This is a genomic window from Streptomyces sp. NBC_00190 (genome assembly GCF_036203305.1).
Lineage (GTDB): Bacteria > Actinomycetota > Actinomycetes > Streptomycetales > Streptomycetaceae > Streptomyces.
Genome location: NZ_CP108131.1, coordinates 2459416 through 2472004 on the forward strand (window position 1 = coordinate 2459416; position 12589 = coordinate 2472004).

At 72.0% G+C, this 12589-nt stretch carries 11 protein-coding genes; 5 read left to right on the forward strand and 6 right to left on the reverse strand.

Features of this window, described 5'->3' with window-relative positions; genetic code table 11:
- Nucleotides 1–81: 81 nt before the first annotated feature.
- Nucleotides 82–1461, forward strand: coding sequence for a cysteine desulfurase/sulfurtransferase TusA family protein (locus OG429_RS11985; RefSeq protein WP_328925296.1), 1380 nt, complete (start codon nt 82–84; stop codon nt 1459–1461).
- Between the two features lie 171 nt (nt 1462–1632).
- On the opposite strand, the gene OG429_RS11990 is transcribed toward OG429_RS11985, so the two are convergent.
- The gene (locus OG429_RS11990) at nt 1633–2607 is read right to left on the reverse strand and encodes a carbohydrate kinase family protein (RefSeq protein ID WP_328925297.1); all 975 of its coding nucleotides are present in this window, start codon (nt 2605–2607) and stop codon (nt 1633–1635) included.
- Between the two features lie 132 nt (nt 2608–2739).
- Between OG429_RS11990 and OG429_RS11995 the strand changes: the two genes are divergently transcribed.
- The gene (locus OG429_RS11995; RefSeq protein WP_328925298.1) at nt 2740–2979 is read left to right on the forward strand and encodes a hypothetical protein; all 240 of its coding nucleotides are present in this window, start codon (nt 2740–2742) and stop codon (nt 2977–2979) included.
- A gap of 83 nt (nt 2980–3062) precedes the next feature.
- Entirely contained in the window at nt 3063–4490 is a 1428-nt protein-coding gene (locus tag OG429_RS12000; protein ID WP_328925299.1) for a hypothetical protein, read from the forward strand.
- Nucleotides 4491–4570: 80 nt separating this feature from the next.
- Here OG429_RS12000 and erpA read toward each other — a convergent pair whose 3' ends face one another.
- Nucleotides 4571–4927: an iron-sulfur cluster insertion protein ErpA gene (gene erpA, locus OG429_RS12005; RefSeq protein WP_030010511.1), complete on the reverse strand. Its 357-nt coding sequence runs from the start codon at nt 4925–4927 to the stop codon at nt 4571–4573.
- A 294-nt stretch (nt 4928–5221) separates the two neighbouring features.
- Between erpA and nadA the strand changes: the two genes are divergently transcribed.
- A complete protein-coding gene (nadA, locus tag OG429_RS12010; protein ID WP_266577638.1) occupies nt 5222–6409 on the forward strand; it encodes a quinolinate synthase NadA in 1188 nt (395 codons plus the stop codon).
- Between the two features lie 57 nt (nt 6410–6466).
- Here the strand turns inward: nadA and OG429_RS12015 are convergent, their stop codons facing one another.
- The 3 genes from OG429_RS12015 to cobS all read right to left on the reverse strand — a co-directional run bounded on the left by OG429_RS12015 (nt 6467) and on the right by cobS (nt 11380).
- A complete protein-coding gene (locus OG429_RS12015) occupies nt 6467–9610 on the reverse strand; it encodes an efflux RND transporter permease subunit (RefSeq protein WP_328925300.1) in 3144 nt (1047 codons plus the stop codon).
- A gap of 176 nt (nt 9611–9786) precedes the next feature.
- Nucleotides 9787–10521, reverse strand: a complete 735-nt coding sequence (locus OG429_RS12020) for a response regulator transcription factor (RefSeq protein ID WP_328925301.1) — start codon at nt 10519–10521, stop codon at nt 9787–9789.
- 37 nt (nt 10522–10558) lie between these two features.
- Nucleotides 10559–11380 (reverse strand): adenosylcobinamide-GDP ribazoletransferase, encoded by an 822-nt coding sequence (cobS, locus tag OG429_RS12025; protein ID WP_328925302.1) that lies wholly within the window; start codon nt 11378–11380, stop codon nt 10559–10561.
- Nucleotides 11381–11450: 70 nt separating this feature from the next.
- On the opposite strand from cobS, the gene OG429_RS12030 reads away from it, so the two are divergent.
- Entirely contained in the window at nt 11451–12224 is a 774-nt protein-coding gene (locus OG429_RS12030; RefSeq protein WP_328925303.1) for a hypothetical protein, read from the forward strand.
- A gap of 86 nt (nt 12225–12310) precedes the next feature.
- Here OG429_RS12030 and pspAA read toward each other — a convergent pair whose 3' ends face one another.
- Nucleotides 12311–12589: a PspA-associated protein PspAA gene (gene pspAA, locus OG429_RS12035; RefSeq protein WP_328925304.1), complete on the reverse strand. Its 279-nt coding sequence runs from the start codon at nt 12587–12589 to the stop codon at nt 12311–12313.

Below are 12589 nucleotides of genomic sequence, written 5' to 3' on the forward strand. Positions count from 1 at the left end.
TCCCGTTCGCCACCCCTCAACGGCGCTCCCCCGGACCCGTCCGGAGGACCCCCGGCCGAGCCCCTGCCTTACCGTGACCGGATGCCGTACTTCGACAGCGCGTCCGCCGCTCCCCTGCACCCCGTGACCCGGCAGGCGTTGCAGGCCTCCCTCGACGAGGGCTGGGCCGATCCGGCCCGGCTGTACCGGGAGGGCAGGAGGGCCCGGCTGCTGCTGGACGCGGCGCGGGAGGCGGCCGCGGAGGCGGTGGGATGCCGGGCCGACGAGCTCGTGTTCACTCCTTCGGGGACGCACGCGGTTCACACGGGGGTGGCGGGGGTCCTCGCGGGCCGTCGGCGGATCGGCGGGCATCTGGTCGTATCAGCGGTCGAACACAGTTCTGTACTCCACGCGGCGGAGGCGCACGAGGCGCGCGGCGGGACGGTGACCGAGGTTCAGGTGGACCGTACGGGCGCCGTGACGGCGGCGGGTTACCGCGAGGCCGTGGGGGCGTCGACCGCGCTGGCCTGCCTCCAGTCCGCCAACCACGAGGTGGGCACGGTCCAGCCGGTGGCGGAGGTCGCCGAGGTCTGCGCGGAAGCGGGGGTACCGCTGCTGGTGGACGCGGCGCAGTCGCTGGGCTGGGGGCCGGTGGAAGGCGCCTGGTCCGTCCTGGCGGCGAGCGCGCACAAGTGGGGCGGCCCGCCGGGGGTCGGCCTGCTGGCGGTGCGCAAGGGGGTCCGCTTCTCGCCCCAAGGCCCCACGGACGAACGGGAGTCGGGCCGCTCCCCCGGCTTCGCGAACCTCCCCGCGATCGTGGCGGCCGCGGCGTCCTTGCGTGCCGTACGGGCCGAAGCCGACGCGGAGGCGGCCCGGCTGCGGATCCTGGTGGACCGGATCCGGCGCCGGGTGGTCCGGCTCGTCCCGGACGTGGACGTGGTGGGCGACCCGGACCGCAGGCTTCCGCATCTGGTCACCTTCTCCTGCCTGTACGTCGACGGGGAGGTCCTGCTCCACGAACTGGACCGGGCGGGCTTCTCGGTCAATTCGGGCTCGTCCTGCACCAGCTCCACGCTGACCCCGAGTCATGTGCTCCGGGCGATGGGGGTGCTGTCAGAGGGGAACGTACGGGTCTCGCTGCCGCCGGGGACGTCCGCGGAGGAGGTGAACGCGTTCCTGGAGGTGCTGCCGGGTGCGGTGGCGGGGGTACGGGACCGGCTGGGGGTGACGGCCCCCGAGCCGGCGGCCCCGGAGGCCGACGCGGTCGAGGTCGACGCGCTCGGGCTGCGCTGCCCGCAGCCGGTGATCGAGCTGGCCCGCGCCATCGGGCGGGTGCCGGTGGGCGGCACGGTGACCGTCCTGTCGGACGACGAGGTGGCCCGGCTGGACATCCCGGCGTGGTGCGGGATGCGCGGGCACGCCTACCTGGGCGAGGCCCCTGTCCCGGGGGGCGTGGCGTACCGGGTCCGCCGAACCGTCTGACCCCGTCGGCCCGGACTCGGACCCGGTCGGCCCGGGCTCGGACCCGGTGGGGCTGGGGCGGGCCCGGTGGGGCTGGGGCGGGCCCGGGGCTCACATATCGGCGGGGCCGGACGGTGCGGCGGAGCCGCGGGGGCGGCGGGGGTGGGCCCCGCCGCCCGGGCACGGCGGCGCCTAGGACAGGTGGGCGCGGACCTCCGCCGCCGCCTCGTCGCCGTAGGCCTTGGTGAAGCGCTCCATGAAGTGGGCCCGGGCCAGGGTGTACTCCTGGGTGCCGAGCGTCTCGATGACCAGCGTCGCGAGCATGCAGCCCAGCTGGGCGGCGCGCTCCAGGCCGACGCCCCAGCTCAGCCCGGTCAGGAACCCGGCACGGAACGCGTCGCCGACACCCGTCGGGTCGACCTTCGCGTTCTCCTCGGGGCAGCCGACCTCGATCGGGTCCTCGCCCGCGCGCTCGATCCGCACGCCCTGCGAGCCCAGCGTGGTCACCCGCGTGCCGACCTTCGCGAGGATCTCCGCGTCCGTCCAGCCCGACTTCGACTCGATGAGGCCCTTCTCGTACTCGTTCGAGAAGAGGTACGTCGCGCCCTCCATCAGGGTGCGGATGTTGTCGCCGTCCATCCGGGCGATCTGCTGCGAGAAGTCGGCGGCGAAGGGGATCCCGCGCGTGCGGCACTCCTCCGTGTGGCGCAGCATCGCCTCGGGGTCGTCCGCGCCGATCAGGACCAGGTCCAGCCCGCCCACGCGGTCGGCGACGGACTTCAGCTCGATCAGGCGGGCCTCGCTCATCGCGCCCGTGTAGAAGGAGCCGATCTGGTTGTGGTCGGAGTCCGTGGTGCACACGAAGCGTGCGGTGTGCAGGACCTCGGAGATCCGGACGGACTCGGTGTCGACGCCGTGCCGGTCCAGCCAGGCGCGGTACTCGTCGAAGTCGGAGCCGGCGGCCCCGACCAGGACCGGGCGGCTGCCGAGCTGCCCCATTCCGAAGCAGATGTTCGGGCCGACACCGCCCCGCCGGACGTCGAGGTTGTCGACGAGGAAGGAGAGGGAGACCGTGTGCAGCTGGTCCGCGACCAGCTGGTCGGCGAATCGGCCGGGGAAGGTCATGAGGTGGTCGGTGGCGATGGAGCCGGTGACTGCGATGCGCACGGCGTGGACGCTCCTGCGGAGGACGGCAAGGGGACAGTCAAAACTACCCGGTCCAGGGCCCCGGGCCGAACGGCTGAAACTACCCCGTAGTAGCTCTTTCTTCACGAGAGGCACGGTGCCTACGGTGCCTTCATGACCTATACCGACGACTACGGCTACTCCGAGTACACCTCCGACGCGCGCGTCGCGGAAGGCCCTCGGCGGCCCGGCTTCGCACGCCTGCTGGGCGACTGTGCCCGGATGGCCCCGCACTGGGCGGTCCCGGCGGGCCCGCGCCCGGTCCGCGTGGCGCCCTCGCAGATCCACGGGATCAGCGTCCCGCCGGCCTCGGCGCGGCTGATCGCCGCCACCGCCGCGTACGGGGACCAGTAAGGGAGCCGGACAAGGGAACCGGTTGCGCGTCTGTTCCGTCACACCCGCATCAGGCAGGACGGAACAGGTGAAGGAGCGATGCGGTGACCAGCGAAGAACCCGGCACATCAGGCGGCACACGACGGCGGCCGTCCTGGGCCATCGGCTCGATCGCGGCCGCCGTCCTGCTGACCGGCGGCGGTACCGCGTACTGGGCGTCCACCGCGCACGGGGACGCCTCGGGCGACCGTACGAAGAGCAGCGCGGCCTCGGCGCCCCGCGACGCGGGCAGTCCCACGGGGCCCGGCATCGCGCCCGGGGAGCCCGACCCGTCCGGTGGCGGTGTGGTCTACCGGGCCGACGTCCCGCTTCCGGAGGCGCCGGCGTCCGCACCCGGCTACACCGCGTCGGGCGAGGTCACCTCCGCCGAGGTGGCCCGCCTCGCAGCGGCCCTGGGGATCACGGGCGCGCCGCAGCTGAACGGGGACGTCTGGGTGGCCGGGGAGGCCGCCGACGGCTCCGGGCCCCGGCTCACGGTGACCCGTACGGCACCGGGGACCTGGAACTTCAACCGCTTCCAGGTGCAGGGCAACGGCGCCGGGGACGACTGCAAGCGCGGCAAGGACACCTGCGGCCCCGCCACCCTGCCGAAGGACGCGGGGACCGCGGCTTCCGGCAAGCCGGTGTCCGAGGAGGCCGCCAAGGCCGCCGCGAGCGCGGTGCTGGCCGCCGTCGGCCAGGAGGGGGCGAAGCTCGACGCCCGGCTCACCCAGGACGCGGTGCGGGTGGTGACCGCGGACCCGGTGATCGGCGGGCTCCCCACCCAGGGGTGGTCCACCAAGGTGAGCGTGGCCGCCGACGCGTCGGTGGTGGCGGGCAGCGGCGAGCTGAAGGCCCCGGTACGGGCGGCCGACCAGCAGGTGGTCGGCGCCGTGGAGGCGCTGGCCCGGCTGAACGCGAAGTCGGGCGGTTCGGACGGCACCGGCACGGGCCCCAGCGGCTGCGCGACCTCGGTCCCGCTGGATCCGGACAATCCGGTGGGGCCCACGGACACGCCGCCGTGCAACCCGGAGCCGCGGCCGATGAAGCCGCCGCGCACGGAGACGGTCAAGGGCGCCGTGCTCGGCCTGGCCCCCGGGACGGTGGACGGCGCGCGCGGTCTGGTCCCGGCCTGGCTCTTCGAGGTGGCGGGTCAGGGCGGCGCGCCCAGCCACACGGTGGCCCAGCCGGCCGCCGCGCAGGAGACCACCCCCGGCCCGAAGAACGGCCGTACGGTGCCCGGATTCTCGTACGCGCAGGCCGACCGGAAGCTGACGGTCAACTTCTGGGGCAGCGTGTGCAGCACCTACGCCCTGGAGGCCCGTGAGGAGGCCGCGTCGGTCCTGGTGAAGATCACGGACACCCCGAACCAGCCCGGCCAGGCGTGCATCATGCTCGCCCAGGAGATGTCCGCGACGGCGACGCTCCAGCAGCCGCTGGGCGACCGGAAGGTGATCGACGCCACCACGGGCAAGCCGCTTCCCCGGCAGTAGCTCGGCGGAGATGCGGCGAGGGCCCGCCTCCGGTCGGATGCGACCGGAGGCGGGCCCTCGTCGTGCGGCGTGGAGCCGGCTTAGCTGAACGAGTCGCCGCAGGCGCAGGAGCCAGTGGCGTTCGGGTTGTCGATCGTGAAGCCCTGCTTCTCGATGGTGTCGACGAAGTCGATCGAGGCGCCGTGCAGGTACGGGGAGCTCATCCGGTCGGTGACGACCTTCACACCGTCGAAGTCCTTCACGACGTCGCCGTCGAGGGAGCGCTCGTCGAAGAAGAGCTGGTAGCGCAGGCCGGAGCAGCCACCGGGCTGGACGGCGACGCGCAGCGCCAGGTCATCGCGGCCTTCCTGCTCCAGCAGGGTCCTGACCTTCTCGGCGGCGGCGTCGGACAGGAGGATGCCGTCGCTCACAGTGGTCTTGTCGTCCTGTACGGACATCTGCATTCACTCCCGAAGTGGGCGGCTCCCCGCCGGAGGCAGGGAAACGTCGGACTCTTGCCGTCGGTGGCAACGAGCGGGACCGCGGATTCATTCCGGGACCCGACGCTTGTTTCAGATATTCATGCTCGCACACCGCGGGACGGGCGAGCCGGCGCATCGACGGGCTGATGCGTCACATTGACACTATCGGCATCGTCAAAGTGACGTGAAGAGGTTATGATAGATAATGTCAAATAGACGAGAAGTCGTAGCGATACCTCCAGAAGTCCCCCTTGTCGCAGAACAGAAAGGGTGCGTGTCGTGACCACCGCCCAGCCTTTGGACGTCCAGCCGACGCCCCTTGCCCTGCTGCTGCTCGGCCGTGAGGCCGACCCCAAGAGCGAGCGCGGGGTGGAGTGCCCCGGCGACCTTCCCTCGCCGTCGGACCCGGACCTCGTGGCGCGTGCCCGCGCGGCCAAGGAGAAGCTCGGGGACAAGGTCTTCATCCTGGGCCACCACTACCAGCGTGACGAGGTCATCGAGTTCGCCGACGTCACCGGCGACTCCTTCAAGCTGGCCAAGGACGCGGCCGCCAAGCCAGAGGCCGAGTACATCGTCTTCTGCGGCGTGCACTTCATGGCCGAGTCCGCGGACATCCTGACCTCGGACGACCAGAAGGTCGTCCTGCCGGACCTGGCCGCCGGCTGCTCGATGGCCGACATGGCCACCGCCGAGCAGGTCGCGGAGTGCTGGGACGTGCTGACCGAGGCCGGTGTCGCCGGTGCGACGGTCCCCGTCTCGTACATGAACTCCTCCGCCGACATCAAGGCCTTCACCGGCAAGCACGGCGGCACGATCTGTACGTCGTCCAACGCGAAGAAGGCTCTGGAGTGGGCCTTCGAGCAGGGCGAGAAGGTGCTCTTCCTCCCGGACCAGCACCTGGGCCGCAACACCGCCGTCCGCGACATGGGCATGTCCCTGGACGACTGCGTGCTCTACAACCCGCACAAGCCGAACGGCGGCCTGACCGCCGAGCAGCTGCGGAACGCCAAGATGATCCTGTGGCGCGGGCACTGCTCGGTCCACGGGCGGTTCTCGGTCGACTCGGTCAACGACGTCCGCGCCCGCATCCCCGGCGTGAACGTCCTGGTGCACCCCGAGTGCAAGCACGAGGTCGTCGCGGCCGCGGACTACGTCGGCTCGACGGAGTACATCATCAAGGCGCTGGAGGCGGCCCCGGCCGGCTCCAAGTGGGCCATCGGCACCGAGCTGAACCTGGTCCGCCGCCTGGCGAACCGTTTCGCCGCGGAGGACAAGGAGGTCGTCTTCCTCGACAAGACGGTCTGCTTCTGCTCGACGATGAACCGCATCGACCTCCCCCACCTGGTGTGGACCCTGGAGTCCCTGGCCGAGGGGAACCTCGTCAACCAGATCCAGGTCGACAAGGAGACGGAGAGCTTCGCGAAGCTCGCGCTGGAGCGGATGCTCGCGCTGCCGTAGCCGCACGCGGACAGGGGCGCCCGGGATGTCCCGGGCGCCCCTGTCCTGTTGGAGCGGTCAGACCGTGGCCGGCGTCTCGTCGTCCTGGGCGGACGACTGTGCCGGGACCACCGTCAGACGGGCCTCGCGCTTGGCCGTCCGCTTCGCGCGGCGGCGCTCCTTGCGCAGTTCCACCATCGTGTAGAGGGTCGGCACCAGGAGCAGCGTCAGCAGGGTCGAGCTGACCAGGCCGCCGATCACCACGACCGCGAGCGGCTGGGAGATGAAGCCGCCCTCCCCGGTGACGCCCAGCGCCATCGGGAGCAGCGCGAAGATCGTCGCCAGGGCCGTCATCAGGATCGGGCGCAGGCGGTGCCGGCCGCCCTCGATGACCGCTTCGACGACGCCCAGGCCCTGGGCGCGGTACTGGTTGACCAGGTCGATCAGGACGATCGCGTTGGTGACGACGATGCCGATGAGCATCAGCATGCCGATCATCGCCGGGACGCCCATCGGGGTGCCGGTGGCGATCAGCAGGCCGAGCGCGCCGGTCGCCGCGAACGGGATGGAGACCAGCAGGATCAGCGGCTGGATCAGCGAGCGGAACGTCGCGACCAGCAGCATGAACACGATCGCGATGGCCGCGAGCATGGCCAGGCCGAGCGAGCCGAAGGCCTCGTCCTGGTCCTCCGAGACGCCGCCGATGGAGGCCGTGGCGCCCTCCGGCAGGTCCAGGGCCTTGAGCTTCGTCTGGAGCTCGGAGCTGACCGCGCCCGTGTTGTCGCCGACCGGCTTCGCGGTGACGGTGGCGGCGCGGGCGCCGTCGATCCGGGTCATCGCGACCGGTCCGGGGACCACCTTGACCTCGGCGATGTCGCCGAGCTTGAGCGGGCCGACGGGGAGGGCCTGCAGCTGCGCCAGGGTGGTGGCCGGCTGGGCGGACTTGATGACGATGTCCCGTTCGGTGTTGTCCAGGACGGCCTTGCCCGCCGGGTTGCCCCGTACGGCCTGCGCGACGATCGCGCCGAGCGCGGCCTGGTTCAGGCCGGCGTCCGCCGCCTTGGGCGTGGCGGTCACCGAGATCCGGGGCACGGACTGGGAGAGGTCGCTCTGGACGTCGGTGACGTTCTTCAGCGTGGCCACCTCGGCCCGCACCTGCTCGGCGGCCTTGGCGAGGACCTCGCCGTCACCGGCCTTGACGACCACGCTGAGGTTCTGGTTGCCGAAGCCGTCGCCCGACGCGATACGGGTCTCGCCGATGCCGTCGAGCGCGGCCAGCTTGCCCTCGATCTGCTCCTTGACGCTGTCCGCCTTGCCGGAGTCCTTCAGGGTGACCTGGTACGAGGCCTGGTTGGAGCCCGTACCGCCGCCGAAGGCCGCGAGGAAGCCGGAGGAGCCGACGGTGACCTGGTAGCTCTTGACGCCGTCGACCTGGGCCAGCGCTCCCTCGACCTTGCGGCTCGCCTCGTCGGAGGCGGCCAGCGAGGTGCCGGGGGCCAGCTCCTGCTTGATGGTCAGGACTTCCTGCTCGCCCTTGTCGAAGAAGTTGGTCTTCAGCAGCGGGGTCATCCCGAAGGTGCCGACGAGGACGACGACCGCGATCACCACACTGGTCAGGCGACGGCGGGTGGCGAAGCCCAGGACGCGGACGTAGAGCTTCTGCAGGCGGCTGCGCGCCTCCTTCTCCTCGGCCTCGCGCCGCGCCCGGGCGGCGCTCTCGGCGTCCCCTGCGCTCACGCCCTTCGGGGTGCTCATGAACCAGTACGACAGCACCGGCACCACGGTGAGCGAGACGAGCAGCGAGGCCAGCAGGGAGGCGGTGACGGTGAGCGAGAAGGAGCCGAAGAGCTCGCCGATCATGCCGCCGGTGAGGCCGATCGGCAGGAAGACGGCGACGGTGGTGAGCGTGGAGGAGGTGACCGCGCCCGCCACCTCCTTGACGGCGGTGAGGATGGCCTGTTCGCGCTCCTCGCCGTAGCCGAGGTGGCGCTTGATGTTCTCCAGGACCACGATCGAGTCGTCGACGACACGGCCGATGGCGATGGTGAGGGCGCCCAGCGTCAGCATGTTGAGCGACAGGTCGCGGGTCCAGAGCACGATGAGCGCGAGGACGACGGACAGCGGGATGGAGACCGCGGTGACCAGCGTCGAGCGCAGCGAGCCCAGGAAGACCAGGATCACGATCACCGCGAAGAGCAGGCCGAGCAGGCCCTCGGTGGTGAGGCTGGAGATGGACTTGGCGACGGCCGGGCCCTGGTCGCTGACGACGTTCAGGTCGGCGCCGGAGCCGAGGGTGGAACGCAGCTCGGGGAGCTTGTCCTTGACGGCGTCCGAGATGGCGACGGCGCTGCCGTCCTTGTCCATGGTGAGGACGAGGGCGAGGCTGGGCTTGCCGTTGGTCCGGGTGATGGAGACGGCCTTGGCGGCCTCCTGCTTCACGGTGGCGACGTCGCCGAGCCGGACCGCCGGCTTGCCCGGTGCGGGGCTCAGGCGCAGGTCCTCCACCTGGGCGAGGGAGGTGAAGCCGGCGCCGACGCGGACGGTCCGGTTCTTGCCCTCCTCGTCGAAGGAGCCGGCCGGCACGGTCGCGCCGCCCGCCTGGAGGCCCTGGGCGAGGGCGGCGCCGTCGAGGCCTGCGGCCGCGAGCTTGGCGTTGTCGGGGGTGACGGTGACCTGGAGGTCCTGGACGCCGTCGACGGTGACCTGGCCGACGCCCTCGATGTCCGAGAGGACGGGGACGACGGAGCGCTCCAGCTGGTCGGCGAGGGCCTGCTGGTCCTTGCCGGAGGTGACGGCGAGGATGACGGTCGGGATGTCGTCGGTGGAACCGGCCACCACCTGCGGGTCCACCTCGGCGGGCAGCCGGACGCGGGCCCGGTTGACGGCCTGCTGGACGTCGGCGACGAGCTGCTTGGTGCCGCTGTCGCCGTAGTCGAAGGTGGCCATGATGAGAGCGTTGCCCTCGCTGGCGGTGGAGGTGATGCCGGTGATGCCGTCGACGCCCTTGAGCATGGCCTCGATCGGTTCGACGACCTGCTTCTCCACCACGTCGGGCGAGGCGCCCTGGTACGGCGCGAGCACGGAGACCATCGGGAGTTCGATGGAGGGCAGCAGCTGCTGCTTGAGCTGCGGGATGGCTATGGCGCCGAAGAGGAGCGCGACGATCGACACGAGGCCGATCAACGCCCTTTGGGCAAGGCTGAAGCGGGACAGCCAGGACATGGGTATGAGATCTCTCTGCAGTGGCGAACGCGAGGGCAGTTTCAGCCTTTCGTACGCCGCGGCGCGATTGCGTCGCTCGCAGGTCCTGTCCTTATCTGCGGCATACCGCGTCCGCAGTACGCCGCACTACTCCGTACAGATCCGTACTGCCCCGCACTGCCCCGTACCGCCGCCCGCTATTCGGCGCGCGGCCGGACCAGTCCCGATTCGTAGGCAATGACCACCAATTGGGCACGGTCGCGGGCGCCGAGCTTGGCCATGGCCCGGTTCACGTGGGTCTTGACGGTGAGGGGGCTGACTTCCAGCCGTCCGGCGATCCCGTCGTTGGACAGCCCCGCGGCGACGTGTACGAGGACCTCGCGCTCCCGGACGGTCAGCGCGGCGAGCCGCTGCGCGTGCGATCCGGCGGCGGCCGCGGCGGCGGCCGGGTCCGCGCCGCCGCCCTGGGCGAGGAAGGTGGCGATGAGCCCCTTGGTGGCGGCCGGGGAGAGCAGGGCCTCGCCGGCGTGCGCGACCCGGATGGCGCTCAGGAGGTCCTCGGGCTCGGCGCCCTTGCCGAGGAAGCCGGAGGCGCCGGCCCGCAGGGCGGCGGCGACGTACTCGTCGACCTCGAAGGTCGTCAGCATCACCACGCGCACGGCGGCGAGTTCCGGATCGCGGCTGATCATGCGGGTGGCGGCGAGCCCGTCGGTGCCGGGCATCCGGATGTCCATCAGCACGACGTCGGCGCGCGTCCGCCGGGCGAGCTCGTAGGCCTGCGCCCCGTCGGAGGCCTCCCCGACGACCTCCATGTCGGGCTCGGAGTCCACGAGCACCTTGAAGGCGCTGCGCAGCAGAGCCTGGTCGTCGGCGAGCAGGACCTTGATCGGTGCGCCGGGCGCGGGGGTCTGGTCCGTCGGAGTGTGGTCCACGGGGTGAGGGTACGCGGGCCCGCGCGGCCGGGCCGGGTCAGCCCAGGGCGAGGACGATCAGGGCGGTGGTCGCGGAGACCTCGGCCAGGGCTCCGAAGACGTCGCCGGTGACCCCGTCGAAGCGGCGGACGCAGCGGCGCAGCAGCAGTTCCGCGGCGAGCAGGGCGGCCAGGACCGCGGCCGCGTGCCGGCCGGCGGCCGGGAGGCCCAGCGGGAGGGCGGCCGTGGCGGCCAGCGCCACGGTCAGGGCGGCGATCACGGTGGCCGCGGCGTGCGGGACCACCCCGGCGACCGCCGCGCCGAGTCCCTCGGGGCGGGCGGGAGGGACTCCTTCGCGGGAGGCGAGGGTCATGGCGAGGCGGGCGGTCACGGCGGCGGTCACGGCGGCGAGGGCGCCGCGGATCCAGCTGTCGGCGTACACGTCGGACAGGGCGGCCACCTGCACCAGCATCGTGATCACCAGGGCCACGACGCCGAAGGGGCCGATGTCGGACTGCTTCATGATCCGCAGCGCGTCCTCTGCCGGTTTGGCGCTGCCCAGGCCGTCCGCCGTGTCGGCGAGTCCGTCCAGGTGCAGGCCCCGGGTCAGCGCGGCCGGTACGGCGACGGTGACGGCCGCGGCGAGCAGCGGGCCCCCGCCGAGTACGAGCAGGAGCACCCCGGGCACGGTGGCGAGCACGCCCACGACCAGCCCGGCGAGCGGTGCGCAGGCCATGCCGGTGCGTGCGGCGGGGCGGTCCCACCGGGTGATGCGGGCGGGCAGCACGGTCAGGGTGCCGAACGCGAAGCGGACGCCGTCGGGGAACGAGGCGCGTTCCGGGGGCGGCGTCAGGATCGGATCATCGAACGAATCTGTCATCGGCGCGAACGCTACCCGCTCACCACGGGCGGTAAATTACCCATTACGGTCCAAACAGGGAGTCAGTGGGATGGGTCACTGGTGGTATCGGAACATCGTCGAACCGGGGAAGCTGCCACTGCTGCTCGCCCTGCTGTCCTTCGTGACGTCGTTCCTGGTCACCCGCGTGATCACCCGCCTGATCCGGGCCGGACGGGGGCCGTTCAAGAACGTCACCCCCGGCGGCATGCACATCCACCACGTGGTGCCCGGGGTGATCCTGGTGATCATCGGCGGTTTCGGGGCGGTCGGCACCGGCGGGTACGGCTTCGGCGCGATGGTCTCCGCCGTGATCTTCGGGCTGGGGGCGGGCCTGGTGCTCGACGAGTTCGCGCTGATCCTGCACCTCGACGACGTCTACTGGAGCGAGCAGGGCCGCAAGAGCGTGGAGATCGTGGTCCTGACGACCGCGCTGGTGGCCCTGGTCCTGGGCGGCTTCCTGCCCTTCGGGGTGAACGAACTGACGCCCGACGAGCGGCAGAGCCGCGGGCTGGTCGTCATGAACACCGCCACCAACTTCTTCCTCGCCCTGATCGCCCTGTGGAAGGGCAAGGCGCGGACCGCGATCTTCGGCACGGTGGTCCCCCTGGTGGCGCTGGTCGGCGCGATCCGGCTGGCCCGGCCCGGGTCCCCGTACGCGAAGAGGTTCTACGCGAACCGCCCGCACGCCCGGGCCAAGGCCGGCCTGCGCGCCTTCCACCACGACCGGCGCTGGGCCGGGCCGCGCCGCAAGTTCGAGAACTTCATCGGCGGAACCCCCGACCCCGAGCGGGCGGCGGCCGTGGAGAAGCCGCCCGGGCAGTGAGGACGCGGTACGACGGCGGGCCCGCCCCCGGGAAGGGGGGCGGGCCCGCCGTCGTACCGCACTCGGCCGCTCACCGGGGGCGCCGGTCAGCCCGGGATCAGGCCGTCGTCGCTGAGCATCTCCCTGACCTCGTCGAGACTCGCGTCCGGGGCGGGCAGGATCAGCTCGGACGGCTCCAGCGCGTCGTCGGGCAGCGGCACGCCGAGCCGCCGTACGGCTTCGAGCAGCGCGCCCAGCGTGCGCCGGAAGGCCTCTTCGTCGCCGCTCTCCATCTCCGCGAGCAGGTCGTCGTCCAGCTTGTTGAGCTCGGCGAAGTGGCTGTCAGCCAGCTCCACCTGTCCTTCCCCCATGATGCGGACAATCAT